The following is a 12,551-nucleotide window of genomic DNA, read 5'->3' on the forward strand; positions in this document are numbered from 1 at the left end:
GCATAGCCACCTCACAGGCTCTAGAGCCCCCGAAATTCACGATTCGACTTGGCTGGGGATAGCTCGTGTCCATGGCTAAGCCCATATTGTTTTCAGTCCCCGCCGCTCCCGCAATCCGTTTGTGCTTGGGCGTGACGGGCCATCGTGAAGCTAACCCCGCCTTCTCGGTCAACCGGGCCGCGATCGAAGAGGCCTTGAGCCAAGTATTCGATATGTTTGATATGGCGGTTGCCCAAGAGCGCCTAACCCAGCCGCACAAGACAGTCGCGCCAACTCGCATGCACTCCCTCTTGGTCGATGGGCTCGATCAAATCGCTGCGCGCCAAGCCAAGAACCGGGATTGGGAATTGGTCGCGCCTTTGCCTTTTGGGCGCAAGCTGAATACCGCGATTAATGCCCATCCGGCAAATGCCGATGAAGCCCACTTTTTGTTAACGGGGACTGGAACCTGCTCCCCCCCAACCAAAGCACGGGCGGCTGTGATTGATGAGTTAGTTGATTCCGCTCGTCTGTTTGAGCTCGCAGACCGGGATGCGCTGATAGAGCGCCTCTATCTTGCCAAGCTGACCGCCCCAAAAGATGTCAATGCTGCCCAGGCCTATTCCTTTGCAGCTTCTGAACGTGTCGCCTTGGCTGCCCAAGTCATGATCGAGCAATCAGATCTCGTGGTCGGTGTTTGGGACGGGGCGAGTACTAGCTTTGTCGGTGGTACCGGCCATACCATCGCGCTCGCCCTGTCGATGGGCACACCGGTGCTTTGGATTGATGCGCGCAACCCTCGAAGCTGGCGCATTTTGAGTGTGCCGGAGCATTTGGCCGTTCTGCCTCATCTGGCGGGGGAACCAACGCAACCTCTTGCTGATTTGCGCACACTGGTTGAATCGGTTCTGCGCCCCACACCCGGCAAAGCCAAGGCCCAGAAGGTTGACCATGAGGAGGGATTAAAGGCGCTCGATACCGAAAAGTGGCGACCAAAGAGTCAGTTTTGGTGGCATGGTTATCGTCGGGTGGAGGCGCTTTTTGGTTCAGAGGGCATGGCTGATCGTTTCCGAAACCTCGGCGTCTCCTATGAAAGTCCAGAGGCGATTCTGACAGGTAGTGGGCGAGTGCAGATTGAGGCTGCCCGCAACTTGTTGAAGCAAGATCCGGGGTTTGTGGAGAAGATTTCTGCAGACATCCACAAACGCCTCGCTTGGGCGGATGGCATCTCGTCGCATTTATCTGACGCCTATCGCGGCGGCATGGTCCTCAACTTCTTGTTCGGTGCCTTTGCTGTGGTTGGCGGCATAGCTTATTTGCCGATTGCCTCGAGTGAGCAGAAGTGGATTTTCGCCGGGTTTGAACTTGTCTTGCTCGCCGGAATTCTGGCCATCACTTGGATTGGACAGAAGCGCCGTTGGCACCGTCGTTGGTTTGAGACACGGCGCGTAGCTGAGTATTTGCGACACGCGACGATCTTGCTGACACTCGGTGTGGCGCGCCCGGCTGGACGTTGGCCACGGGGCACACAGACGTCTTGGCCCGAATGGTATGTCCGCCATGGTTTGCGAGATGTGGGCCTTCCGCGCGTGACAATCACCTCATCCTACTTGCGCACCGCGCTTTCTGATCTCGTCCTTCGCCACGTCGCCGCACAAAGCGCCTATCATCGGCAAAAGGCCAAGCGCTTGCATAAGACACATCATCGCTTAGACCAATTGTCCGAAACGCTATTTACCCTCGCGGTCGTCTCGGTGTCACTCTATCTTGGGCTCAAGCTCGCAGGGACAACGCATTTGATCTCTAAAGAAGTGGCGAGCCATTTTTCAAAGCTCTTTACCTTTCTAGGAGTCTTTCTGCCAACCTTTGGCGGTGCGATCGCATCAATCCGCTATTTCGGTGATTTTGAGCGCTTCTCGGCAATCTCCGAAGTCACCGCGGAAAAGCTTGATGTGATTGCCGAGCGAGGCGCGATTTTGCTTGCGGGGCCCGATCAACTGATCTCCTATGCGAACGTAGCGGAATTAGTGCATGCTACTGATGACGTGGTTGTGAGCGAGATTGAAAATTGGCAGTCGGTCTTTGGCGGCAAGAATATCACAGTACCAGTTTAATTGCTTGTTGGTTGTGACTGATTTCAAGTGCATTATTTTTTATTGCATGCAGAATTTTGAATACATATCAATGCTTGATATGCACTCTATTTGATTGGATCTTATCGACCAATTTTACCTGATTTTTATTATTTAGCCCTAAACGTTATACCTGAGGAGAAAAGCAACTCGCTTAGTAGATGCCATCTCTCTCGCGCATGTCAGAAGGAAAAGTCCGTTGAAAAAGTTTCTGCAAAAGTTTCGTAAGGGCGAATCTGGTGCGACGGCCATTGAATATGGTCTGATCGCAGCGTTGATCGCTGTTGTGCTCATCACCTCCTTGGGTCGCCTTGGGAACAATATGAGCAACCGTTTCAATACGGTTGGAACGTCGATCGGCAGCCGTTAAATCCGGCTCGAGCAATCAGCGATCAAAAAAAACGGGGCCAAGTGGCCCCGTTTTCGTTTGCGTTGATGATAATTGGCCAGCAAGGCTTTAGAACTCATACTCCAAGCTAAGCGTAAATGCCCGGCCGCGCGGGTCTGCAACGCGTGGATCCCACGAGCTCCCGCTACCCAAGTCTGAATCGTAATTCAGGGTGAATGGTGGATCTTCATTCAGCAGGTTCTTGATCCCGCCAGTGATCACCATGTTCTTGATCCCGCGGTAGGTGACCGTGGTGTTATAAGTGGTGTAGCTCTTGACCCGTTGCTGGTAATTCGCGGGGACAACCACGCCCGATGCGATGCCCAGATAATTGGCATTATCCAGATAGCTTGGGCGATAGGATTGCGACAGAGTTGCGGCCCAATCACCACGACTTAGCGTCACAAAGGCATTGTGCCGCCAAGACAAGGTCAAGTCTTGGAAGCGGGTCCACTTATCAACTTCATTTGCGCCATAAGCCGCCGATGGTAACAACTTGGATTGACGGTTGATGATGTGAGTACCATCGAGCGCCGCACTCCATTTCGTACCCATGATCTCGCCGCTGTTCCGAAGGCTGATTTCCATGCCCTCCATCAAGCTCCCACCGGCATTCAAGATCCGGCGGTCGATGGTGATGATGCGGCCTGAGACGGGATCACGGACGAACTTGCTTTCGAAGTCGGTATAGTTCTGTTGCAACTGGGTGCGGGTTAGAGAGGCGATCGTGCCAGTCCGTTCAATCCGCCACCAGTCAACCGTGGCCGAGGCATTTTTCGCAAACTTCAAGACGAAGCCCAACGATAGGTTCTCTGCCTCTTCAGGGCCGAGGCCAAGGTTCCCGCCCGTTAATTCGCGCACAGGGCCAAGGTCGAGAATATTGCCGCAGCCGGGCAAGGTTGAGACGACCAAAGTTGCGCAGGTCTTTGGATCGACCACAGCCGAGCCCAAAGCCAAGTCAACCGCTGTAACGCCGTTGTAGATTTGGTTGAACGATGGCACGCGGAAGCCCGTGCTATAAGAACCGCGGAATGTCAGCATGTCCAATGGCGAATATCTGAACGAGTATTTTGGATTGGTTGTACGGCCAAACCCGTCATATTCGTCGACGCGACCAGCAATGGTGAATTCCAAATTGTCCAAAACGGGGAAGACCATTTCGGCAAAGACGGCTTTCACATCACGGCTGACATTGCTCAACGCATTGGCATCATCAAAGGGCGCGCCCAAGATGTTGGCCCGCTCCGCAGCAACCCGGCGGTCACCATTGAATGCATATTCCTCAGTCCGGAAATCGACGCCAATCGCCGCATAAGCCTTGCCGCCTGGCAACTCAAACAGAGGACCGGACATTGAGCCATCAAATTGGGTGACGGTGAACTTGCCACCAAACAAGGTGACACCGCGCGCCGAAGCCGTTTCAAGTGCAGTCAAAGCGGCGGCCGTTTGTTGTTGGCCGGGCAACAAGAAGGGATTGAGGACGCCAGAGTTAAAGACGTTCACGATGCCGTTGTTCTTTTGGACACCATTCACCGAGAACGCATTGCGGTAATAATAGCCGCTGCCCAAGGTCGATTCCGCTTCACTGGTGGCTTGGGACGCGCCCACGCGATAGTTCCAATCGCCGAAGGGCAATGGACCATCAGCACCTACAAAGTAGCGACTGGTTTTGGTGTTGGTGCTGACTTCGCGACGTCCGCACTCAATACAACGCCAGCGCATGGCGATTGGCAGGTTCAGCGCCCGACGAGCAGCCAGTGCCGTATCGGTTGGGAAAGCCGCGACCAAAGCATTTGCAATCCGGTCATAAACCGCGTCATTGACACCTGGAATGCGGAAATAAGCGAAGTTCAAAGAGGTTGAGTCAGGGCCGCCAATGGCTGTCGCATTGGGGGTCAACTGAATATGGGAAAAGCGGTTGTCGGCGGTCGCATCAGAAGCGGTGAATTCGCCAACGATCTCATGCTTGCCGACGCGATAAACAGCGCGCACGAGGCCGTTCAAGGTTTCTTGCTGCTGCTGGATACTAGCTTGTTCGCCTGAGTCCCACGAACAGGCTAAGCTGGCTGTGACGGAGTTCGTAGGCGAGAACCAGATTTGCTCGGCATAATCGTCCATATCTTTGATGGCAGAGCAACCAAGTCCGCCTGGCAAGGCCAAGGGGTTCACCCCGTTGGTGTAGCGAAGCGTCGTGGAGCCAGGAACCAGTGGCGCTGTCGCAGTCGTTCCCCACAACGTGCCATTCGGTGTGAAGGGTGAGGTGGCTGACGTTGTCAGCGGGAAGATGGTCCCGAACGGTGTGCCACGCGTATCGGGCGATAGACCACGATTGATCTGGAAGGTGTCGATAAAATCACGCTCGCTCGCCAGCAGTTCATCGTTCTTACGATAGCTTACCGTGGCCATGATGTTGAAGTTCTGGGTCGAAATATCGCCATAGCCGCCCATCAAGGAGGCTTGATAGATATTGCCGCCGCCCTCTTCGGTCACGTCCGTGAAGACGCGGGCGTTCAGGCCTTGATAGTCTGTTCGGGTGATAAAGTTCATCACGCCGCCGATTGCATCTGTACCATAGATGGCCGACGCGCCGTCTTTCAGCACATCAACGCGCTGCATGGCGGCAATTGGCAATTGGTTGATATCAACCGCGCCACCATTGATCCCGTGGGCCGCAACGCGGCGGCCGTTCAGCAAGATCAAAGTCCCGGCAGAGCCTTGACCACGCAAGTTGGCGAAAGACCCACCCCGTGCACCGCGGTTTTCCGTGACGTCCGCGTTAGACGCGAGGTTGTCGATCCCCGCGACGTTCGCCGTCAAATAGGCGACCAATTGCTCTGGGCTGGAAATGCCTTCGCGTTTCAGGTCTTCTCGGCTGACGATTTGCAGCGGCAGTGCGCTGTTCTCAACCTGACGACGAATGCTGGACCCCGTAACGATAATTGTTTCGACTGGTTTGGCTTCCGGCGCCGGCGTAGTTGCCGCAGTCTGTGCGAAAGCGGGCCCTGCCAAGCAGGTAATCAAACCTACCTGTGCCCAATTGCGAAGTTTCATGGCGTATTCTCCTAAAGCTCAACGCGAAAACATCAAAACGTAAGGGAATCGCGGCCATGACTGGTGTGCCAATAGTGCCGATGCCCCCATCAGAAAGGATATACTAATCTCGTGTTGCGCAGCCGCGCAAGCGCTTGGGGGACCGCGACGGAGCTATTCCGGTGCGCAATCGGCCAATCTTCAGTGATGTGGTGCTAAGCGATGCAAAATTCTTAAGCATGAGTGCTAAAATGACACACATCTCGCGCCTCAATTCTGGGCACCTATCCAGTTAAAGTCCTTGGGCCTTCTAGATCGACGCGCCGATAAAATGCCCGATCCCTGCGGTCAGAGCCATGGCTAAGGCTCCCCAGAACGTCACGCGTAGAACTGCTGGTAAAGGCTTTGCCCCGCCGGTTGTGGCCCCAAGTCCGCCCAGCAGCCCTAGGAACACCAGCGCACCAATTGATACGGTTGGAATGATCATTGACGATGGAACCAGAATGACGGTCGCCAAAGGCAGGGCAGCCCCGACGCTGAAGGTGGCAGCTGAGGTCAAGGCAGCCTGAATCGGCTTGGCTGTGGTGTGTTCGCTAATGCCCAATTCATCGCGTGTATGAGCGGCCAAAGCATCATGGGCTGTCATTTGGACGGCGACTTGTTGGGCAAGCTCTTTTTCCAGGCCGCGGGCCACATAAATCGCAGTCAGTTCTGCAAGTTCATGGTCGGGCGTATCAATCAGCTCCTGCCGCTCTTTAGAGATATCGGCGGCTTCGCTATCGGCTTGCGAGCTGACGGAGACATATTCGCCCGCCGCCATGGACATGGCACCCGCCACTAACCCTGCAGCGCCAGTCAGCAGGATCGAGTCCCGCGTTGCAGCAGCCGCTGCTACACCTACGATCAAGCTGGCGGTGGAGACAATGCCGTCATTTGCCCCCAGAACTGCCGCCCGCAGCCAGCTTATACGCGCAATAGCGTGGCGCTCGGTATGTCCATGGTAACGTGCCATTGGGCTCTCATCCTCGATCAAGAAATTGTGAATGGTCTGTTTGCGCTAATTTTTAGGTGCCGTCGAGCAATCGCCACCGTGAGAGGCGCGACAAAAAGTCCCAAGGAAGGCGCAAAAATTCTTCGGGGTTCATTCTCAACGCAAAGCCGCCTAAAACGATGCTGCAAAACAATAAGGGCGGCACAGCATGATACCCATTCATTTAGACCCGGCGCAGACTCGGATCGGCTTGGTTGGGCGGGGCACACTGACCGTTCGTCGATTGGCTTGGTTCCAAGGCTTAGGTACGACGCCCCTGATCTATTCGGATCGGCCTGAGCCAGAGCTTGTCGCGGCAGCCGGTTCAGACCTAATCGCGCGGCTGCCCAACGCCGATGATTTGGCTGCCTTGCAACTCATGTGGGTAGCGGACCTAGAGCCCGCTGAGGCAGAGCTGCTCGGCGCTGCCGCTCGCGCTGCGAAAGTCCTCCTCAATACCGAAGATGTGCTGCCGTTATGCGACTTTCATACCCCGGCAATCGTCCGTCGAGGGCGGTTGGTATTGAGTGCCGGAACCGGTGGGGGCAGCCCCGCTGCGGCTTCTTATGTGCGCGAGCGCCTGACCGCAGCCTTTCCAGAGGCTTGGGCAGAGATGCTGGAAACCCTAACCGCCGAGCGACTGGAGCAAAAGAGAGCCGGGGCCAGCATGGCTGAGATGCGGCAAGCGGCCTTCGAAAAGCTGGTCGCTACTTTCGGGCCGCCGGATCCGTCCGCGTCTAATCAAGGCAGGACTTCAAAGGCTTCGACGATCCCGCCATTGGGGGACTGGACCCAAGCTGTTTTCACCCGCCCGTAAGGGGCAAGGCGGCTAGGCTGACCTATTGTGCTTACCTCAATGCCTTTCGCGCGCACCTTGCTAACCCAAGCGTCTAAATTGGCCACTGGCAGCCTAAGGGCCACGATGCCACGATTTGTGAAGTTGGCGCGCGGGGCGTGGTCAACGCCTTCCAAACCGACAAAGCGCATGAGTTCAACCCGGCCATCTTCGCTCTGGCTCTCCCACAAAATCCCTGACCGACGCGGGATTTGGATGGAAAGATTGACGGGGAGGCCGAAATTGGTGGCCACCGGTATGGTGTCTTCATAATTGCCGATGAACCACGCGCCAAAGCCCAAGCCCTCTTGAAAAAAGGCGCGCTCGGCTTCGAAATCCTTGACCATGGTCATAACATTAAACACGCGGCTGATACCCTTAATGGTTTCCCAGCCCTCCAGCTTCGGTACCAAGCGCTCGTAGATTGACACATTGACGCCGTCTGGCCCGCGGATCACGACATTGCGCAATTGAACGCCGCCAAAGCTGAATTCTTGCGGGCTGCTATAGGCCGTCCAACCGCGTGCGATGGCCTTCTTGTAAACAGTGGTGGCATCTCGCGAACGGGTCATCAAAGAGAACCAGCCACCGGGGTCCCAAGCCTGTGCGGCTGGACGGATCGGCTCTGAAGCGATGCCTTTTAAGGTCACAAGGCGAATCCAGCCTTTGGAGTCGCCCTCATTCACCAAAAGAACCTCCGTGCCTGTAACAGTGGGCGCGAGATTCCAGGATTTGAGGATGGTGGGGTCGATGCGGCCGCGTGAGGCCACTTTCCAACTGGCATCCTCAGTAAAAAACGCCACCCACGGCGCTGGGTCGGCCACATGGACCACCGCTTCTTGCCAGCCCTTGCCGATTTCAGGCTGAACTGGCTTGGCCGTGACGGAAACTGGGGCAACCCAAAAGGTTACAAACGACAAGAGAGCAAAGATGATCGTACGCATGCGACCACTCTAGCGAGGCTTTTTGTGAAGTCGAGGGTGGATTTTGCCGTGATTGGTGCGCAGATTAGAGCGGCCGATTGATCAATAAAGTCGCCCGCGCCAGTGCGACGAAGTGCGACACCCCTTTCGGGGCGGCGAGATAGACGTCCTCCCACTCCGGATGGAACTTGTTTTTGAAGCGCCGTACACCTTGAAAATTATACAGTTTCTCGCCGTGCTCATACATTAGCTTGGCCAAATTGGTGACAAAAGGCGAACTGCTGCAGGGTTCCACCCCCGCCAGTGGCGAGGTATTCAAGTCAAACGCTTGATAGCCCTGCGCTTTGGCCCACAAGAACAGCTCAGCGAACAGATAGTCCATCACGCCGTTCGGCGCATCTTCGCCATAACGCATCAGATCAACGCCGATACGTGACTTGTCAGCGGTAGGCCATAGGCAGGCAAAAGCAGCGATGTGGCCATCGGCGGCCCGAACGGTCGCGAGGGGCAGACGGTCGATATAATGCACATCAAACCGACCGAGCCCAAAGCCTTTTTCGCCGCCAGCTTGGTGCACCAGCCATTGGTCAGAGATGGTCTGCAAGCGGGCCAGATTGGCGCGTACGGCACCAGGCCCTTCAATGCGAACGCTAAACTGGTTTTTGATATGGCGATTGCGATGGGTGCGAATGACTTGGCGCTGTTTGCCATCAAGTGAAAATGTCGTGAGGTCCAAAATGGCGCGTTCGCCCGTCTTGACTTTTTGTAAGTCCAACGCCTCAGCGATACCTTCAAAGCTGGGCCCAACGCCATAAAATGCAGGCTTTGCGCCGCGTTTGCGGGCAATGGTGATAAAGCGCTGTGCGAGGCCGATTGCTTCCTCAGCTTGCCCTACCGGTGCACCGAAGGCCAGCCACGTGCGCCCCTTGGGCGCATAGCTCAAAAAGCTGCGACCCGAGGGCGAAAACAATAGGCGCTTGTCACCAAGAAGCGCAGCATTGGATTGGGGATCACAATAAGTTGCGCGTGACAGGATCAGATCGGCGCGCGCTAAATCGCCTTCATGCACCTCCAACTTTGGTTTGTTCAAACCAAATCGGCGGGGAAGCAATCTTGGAGTGGCAAGTTCAGCTGTCATACTCATCCTAGTAGGTGTCGCAGAATGTGATTAATCAAAGACTGACACGAAACCCGAAAGACGCATCTGGCGTAAAAGATCCTGAGACCTATATCTAGGAAAGCTCTGGAGCGACTTACTATGCTATTTTCCAAACAGAAGAAATTACAATTCCCAGCGGCTCACGAAGCTTTGAAGGGACGGTCCACGCCGATAGATGTGCCTGCACGTCACTTTGTCAATGGTCGCCCCCTGAAAGGGCCGTGGCCCGAGAACCTCAAGACCATTACTCTTGGACTGGGTTGTTTCTGGGGGGCGGAGCGTAAGTTCTGGCAAACCCCCGGCGTTTACTCATCCGCAGTCGGCTATAGTGCTGGTCTAACACCTAATCCTACTTATGAAGAAGTCTGCACGGGCATGACGGGTCACAATGAAGTGGTCCTAGTGGTTTATGATCCCGGCGAGATCGCATTGGAAGGCTTGTTGAAGGTCTTCTTCGAGAATCACGATCCAACGCAGGGCATGCGGCAAGGTGGCGATATTGGCACCCAATATCGTTCTGGCATTTATGTGAACAATACGCAGGAGTTGCAGGTTGCCGAAGCTGTGCGCGCCCAGTATGCAACCGCCTTGGCGAAGTCGGGCTATGGGCCGATTACCACCGAAGTGATGCTGGCACCGGAATTCTATTATGCTGAGGACTATCACCAACAATATCTGGCCAAAAATCCTGGCGGCTATTGCGGCATTGGTGGAACCGGTGTGGCTTGCTCCATCGGCACAGGTGTTGAAGTCTAAGAGGAAAACAGCGCCGTGACCGATACAGACGTAATTGTAGTCGGTGCCGGCGTGGTTGGCCTTGCAGTCGGCCGTGCTTTGGCTAGCCGGGGTCAAAGCGTTATTGTGTTAGAGAAGAATAGCCGCTTCGGTGAAGAAACCTCCTCGCGCAATTCCGAGGTCATTCATGCAGGCATGTACTACCCGACTGGATCTCTAAAGGCGCGACTATGTGTTGCCGGTAAGCATGCCATGTATGCCTTTTGCGCGGAGCGGGGGATATCCGCACGCGCGCTCGGCAAGCTAATCGTTGCGCCTTCAGCTTCCGATGTTGCCGCCTTGCAGGTTATCCATGATCGCGGTCATGCCAATGATATCCCAGACTTGGAGATTATCGGCCCAGACCGGATCAAACAGATGGAGCCCGAGATTGTGGCGCAAGCAGCCATCTGGTCGCCCTCCAGCGGTATTGTCGATAGCCATTCCTACATGCTGGCGCTTTTGGGCGTGATTGAAGATCTTGGCGGTGCGCTAGCGCGCAATGCACCTTTCTTAGGTGCCACTCCAATTGCAGGTGGTTTTGAAGTCCGCGTTGGCGGCGAAGAGCCGATGACGCTGACCACGCGCCAGCTCATTTTGTCGGCAGGCCTTTGGTCCACACAAGCCGGCCGTGCGGTTGAGGGCCTTGATCCCGCCTTGGTACCCGAAACCAGGTTCGCGAAGGGCAATTACTTCACCTATGGCGGAAAGGCCCCCTTCACGCATTTGATCTATCCGATGCCATCTGCCGGTGGGCTTGGCATTCACGTAACGCCGGATATGAGTGGCCACGCCCGCTTCGGCCCAGATGTTCAGCCGGTCGACACCTTGGACTATCGTGTGGATGAAAGCCGGAAGGCGATGTTCGCGGAATCGATCCGCGCCTATTGGCCTGGTTTAGACGAAAGCCTGATGCAAGCCGACTATGCGGGCATCCGGCCTAAAGTCGGCAATGCGCTGACCCAGTTTGAGGATTTCCGCATCCTCGACCAGTCCAGCCACGGCTTGGAAGGTTTGGTTTGCTTGTTTGGGATCGACTCCCCCGGCCTAACCTCTTCCTTCGCGATTGGTGAAGAGGTCGCCAGTCGTTTGGCTTAGAGCGAGCAAAGTGGGAGAGCTGGCTTTGCCCTCCCGCTTGCTTGTTTGGATTAAAGGCCGAGGGCTTCTTTCACGGCTTGGTGCATGATTTGACCGCCGCGAACATTGAGGCCCAAAGCAAAACCTGGATCTTCCGCCAAAGCTTGGTCGACGCCCTTATTGGCCAGTGCCAGCATATAGGGAGCGGTCACGCCATTGAGGGCATAGGTCGAGGTCAAAGGTGCAGCACCTGGCATGTTGGCCACGCAATAATGCACCACGCCATCGACAACATAGGTCGGTTCAGCATGTGTCGTGGCGTGCGATGTCTCAAAGCACCCGCCTTGGTCAATCGAAATATCGACCAGGACAGAGCCGTCCTTCATACGCGACAGCATGTCTTTGGTCACAAGCTTTGGTGCCGAAGCGCCGGGGATCAACACTGCGCCAATCACCAGATCGGCTTCGATACAGGCTTCTTCAACGGCATCCGGGGTCGACATCAGGGTCGTGACCATGCCGCCAAATTGGCGGTCAATCGCAACCAGTGCGGCCTTCGAGCGGTCAAAAACCGTAACATCGGCGCGCATACCATGAGCGATCTCGCACGCGTTGAGGCCAGCGACGCCGCCGCCCAGAATGACGACTTTGGCAGGTGCAACGCCTGGCACGCCGCCCATTAACTTGCCTAGGCCACCTTGAGGCTTGAGAAGGCAATGTGCGCCAACCTGGGTCGCCATCCGGCCCGCCACTTCTGACATTGGGGCCAGAAGCGGAAGTCCACCATCGCGGCCCACAACGGTTTCATAGGCAATCGCAGTGCAACCAGACGCCATCAGCGCCTTGGCTTGTTCTGGATCTGGGGCCAAGTGGAGGTAGGTAAACAGGATATGGTGCGGTTTCAGGCGCGCGCATTCGATCGGCTGAGGCTCTTTCACCTTCACAATCATGGTCGCGGCTTCAAACACGGCATCCGCGTCTGGCAGAATTTTGGCGCCCACTTTTTCATAGGCTTCATTGGAAACGCCAATGCCAGCGCCAGCATTGGACTCAACGAACACCTCATGACCAGCGGCAACCAGCTGTGCGACGGTGCCCGGCGTTGCGCCGACGCGGTTTTCTTGAGGCTTAATTTCCTTAGGCACGCCAATTTTCATGTCTGTCTCCTGTGATGGATAACCTTAGCACGCTTTGAACGGCGGTTCCGCGCAAACTTGCCCTAGC

10 protein-coding genes are annotated in these 12,551 nt (G+C 55.7%); 5 read left to right on the plus strand and 5 right to left on the minus strand.

The window, feature by feature from the left end; genetic code table 11:
• Positions 1-71: 71 nt before the first annotated feature.
• On the plus strand, positions 72-2,093 hold the full coding sequence (locus ACOVRA_RS14830; protein WP_421720972.1) for a hypothetical protein: 2,022 nt from the start codon (positions 72-74) through the stop codon (positions 2,091-2,093).
• Positions 2,094-2,310: 217 nt separating this feature from the next.
• Positions 2,311-2,481: a Flp family type IVb pilin gene (locus tag ACOVRA_RS14835; RefSeq protein WP_421720973.1), complete on the plus strand. Its 171-nt coding sequence runs from the start codon at positions 2,311-2,313 to the stop codon at positions 2,479-2,481.
• A gap of 87 nt (positions 2,482-2,568) precedes the next feature.
• Here ACOVRA_RS14835 and ACOVRA_RS14840 read toward each other — a convergent pair whose 3' ends face one another.
• Positions 2,569-5,550 carry a TonB-dependent receptor plug domain-containing protein gene (locus ACOVRA_RS14840; RefSeq protein ID WP_421720974.1) on the minus strand — a complete coding sequence of 994 codons (2,982 nt, stop codon included), beginning with the start codon at positions 5,548-5,550 and terminating at the stop codon, positions 2,569-2,571.
• 289 nt (positions 5,551-5,839) lie between these two features.
• Positions 5,840-6,541, minus strand: coding sequence for a VIT1/CCC1 transporter family protein (locus ACOVRA_RS14845; RefSeq protein ID WP_421720975.1), 702 nt, complete (start codon positions 6,539-6,541; stop codon positions 5,840-5,842).
• 187 nt (positions 6,542-6,728) lie between these two features.
• Here ACOVRA_RS14845 and ACOVRA_RS14850 point away from each other — a divergent pair, with 187 nt between their 5' ends.
• Positions 6,729-7,376 (plus strand): precorrin-2 dehydrogenase/sirohydrochlorin ferrochelatase family protein, encoded by a 648-nt coding sequence (locus ACOVRA_RS14850; protein WP_421720976.1) that lies wholly within the window; start codon positions 6,729-6,731, stop codon positions 7,374-7,376.
• Here ACOVRA_RS14850 and ACOVRA_RS14855 read toward each other — a convergent pair.
• Both ACOVRA_RS14855 and ACOVRA_RS14860 read right to left on the minus strand, forming a co-directional pair.
• Positions 7,301-8,338: a VOC family protein gene (locus ACOVRA_RS14855; RefSeq protein WP_421720977.1), complete on the minus strand. Its 1,038-nt coding sequence runs from the start codon at positions 8,336-8,338 to the stop codon at positions 7,301-7,303. The two genes, ACOVRA_RS14850 and ACOVRA_RS14855, sit on opposite strands and share 76 nt — an antisense overlap.
• Before the next feature lie 64 nt (positions 8,339-8,402).
• Positions 8,403-9,455: a phosphatidylglycerol lysyltransferase domain-containing protein gene (locus ACOVRA_RS14860; protein ID WP_421720978.1), complete on the minus strand. Its 1,053-nt coding sequence runs from the start codon at positions 9,453-9,455 to the stop codon at positions 8,403-8,405.
• A 120-nt stretch (positions 9,456-9,575) separates the two neighbouring features.
• Here ACOVRA_RS14860 and msrA point away from each other — a divergent pair, with 120 nt between their 5' ends.
• On the plus strand, positions 9,576-10,232 hold the full coding sequence (gene msrA / locus ACOVRA_RS14865) for a peptide-methionine (S)-S-oxide reductase MsrA (protein ID WP_421720979.1): 657 nt from the start codon (positions 9,576-9,578) through the stop codon (positions 10,230-10,232).
• 15 nt (positions 10,233-10,247) lie between these two features.
• Positions 10,248-11,348 carry an NAD(P)/FAD-dependent oxidoreductase gene (locus ACOVRA_RS14870; RefSeq protein WP_421720980.1) on the plus strand — a complete coding sequence of 367 codons (1,101 nt, stop codon included), beginning with the start codon at positions 10,248-10,250 and terminating at the stop codon, positions 11,346-11,348.
• A gap of 50 nt (positions 11,349-11,398) precedes the next feature.
• Here the strand turns inward: ACOVRA_RS14870 and ald are convergent, their stop codons facing one another.
• Positions 11,399-12,484, minus strand: coding sequence for an alanine dehydrogenase (gene ald, locus ACOVRA_RS14875; protein WP_290803108.1), 1,086 nt, complete (start codon positions 12,482-12,484; stop codon positions 11,399-11,401).
• Between the last annotated feature and the right edge of the window lie 67 nt (positions 12,485-12,551).

Source organism: Aquidulcibacter sp. (assembly GCF_049239865.1).
In the GTDB taxonomy this organism is placed as follows: Bacteria; Pseudomonadota; Alphaproteobacteria; order Caulobacterales; family Aquidulcibacteraceae; genus Aquidulcibacter.

What these genes read in the sequence shown, in the direction of transcription:
- ACOVRA_RS14830 (WP_421720972.1), top strand. Translation starts at nt 72, where the DNA reads ATGGCTAAGCCCATATTGTTTTCAGTCCCCGCCGCTCCCGCAATCCGT.
- ACOVRA_RS14840 (WP_421720974.1), bottom strand. Translation starts at nt 5,550, where the DNA reads ATGAAACTTCGCAATTGGGCACAGGTAGGTTTGATTACCTGCTTGGCA.
- ACOVRA_RS14845 (WP_421720975.1), bottom strand. Translation starts at nt 6,541, where the DNA reads ATGGCACGTTACCATGGACATACCGAGCGCCACGCTATTGCGCGTATA.
- ACOVRA_RS14850 (WP_421720976.1), top strand. Translation starts at nt 6,729, where the DNA reads ATGATACCCATTCATTTAGACCCGGCGCAGACTCGGATCGGCTTGGTT.
- ACOVRA_RS14855 (WP_421720977.1), bottom strand. Translation starts at nt 8,338, where the DNA reads ATGCGTACGATCATCTTTGCTCTCTTGTCGTTTGTAACCTTTTGGGTT.
- ACOVRA_RS14860 (WP_421720978.1), bottom strand. Translation starts at nt 9,455, where the DNA reads ATGACAGCTGAACTTGCCACTCCAAGATTGCTTCCCCGCCGATTTGGT.
- msrA (WP_421720979.1), top strand. Translation starts at nt 9,576, where the DNA reads ATGCTATTTTCCAAACAGAAGAAATTACAATTCCCAGCGGCTCACGAA.
- ald (WP_290803108.1), bottom strand. Translation starts at nt 12,484, where the DNA reads ATGAAAATTGGCGTGCCTAAGGAAATTAAGCCTCAAGAAAACCGCGTC.